This is a genomic window from Mesorhizobium sp. CNPSo 4670 (assembly GCF_057784235.1).
In genome coordinates this window covers 1-813 of the sequence record NZ_JBWJFQ010000070.1, presented here as the reverse complement: position 1 = coordinate 813, position 813 = coordinate 1, and the positions used below count along the sequence as shown (strand labels likewise).

1 pseudogene is annotated in these 813 nt (G+C 56.2%); it reads left to right on the top strand.

Annotated features, from left to right (window positions below):
* A pseudogene (locus AC0ZT5_RS35110) lies at positions 1-224 on the top strand (M24 family metallopeptidase); the annotation flags it as partial.
* Positions 225-813: the final 589 nt, after the last annotated feature.

Genomic DNA, 813 nt, shown 5'->3' with positions numbered 1-813 from the left:
AAGAATCCAGAATTGGATACTCAATAGGCATCGATTGGGTGGACGGCGGCCCGAGCTTTCAGGAGGGAGATGAGACGGTGCTTCAGGCCAACATGACCTTCCACCTCCTCATTGGTATCTTTGAGAAGACCGATGGTTACATCTTCAGTGAGACCGTTCGCGTGACCGATAATGGCGCGAAGTCGCTGAGCAATATGTCACGCGACCTGCTGGTAAATTGCTGACTTTTTGGGATTGCGATGCCCGGCGCAGCACCAATACGATGCGCCGGCATGCACACCGCCAGGCTGCGCTAACGTTGTGACTCTAGCACTTGTTTCGCACGGGTCGTCGCCAGTCTTGTATGTAGCTCCAGCGAACTAAAGCGTCGCAATAAATGACCGCAGCTCAGGAGAAGCGCAGAAATCCGGGCATAACGCTACCAATATTCCAGGAACTCGGCCAAGGCCGCGTGATAACCATCGCTACGACGACCGCCCATCGTCAGATATGGGCTGCTATAAGGGTGAAACACATGACTGATTTTCCTCGTGCCCAAGGAAAACGCTGGCCGTCCTGGGTTAGGCCCCGATTGGCGTTCCACGGGGCACCTGTGGGCATTTTGATGCTTGATCGCATGCCGGGACCCGGTCTCCGTCCGTACATCCCCGGAGACGCCGGCAACGCCACCACGTGGAGCGTTCCCGTGCGCTATAAAACCGTACCGGGGCTCAACAATACCTGCATTTTCGGGGCGGATGGTGAGGAAAAAACATCGGCTGTGATTGCGGCGGCGAAAGAACTCGTGCGAGAGGGTGCGCGAGTGATTACTGC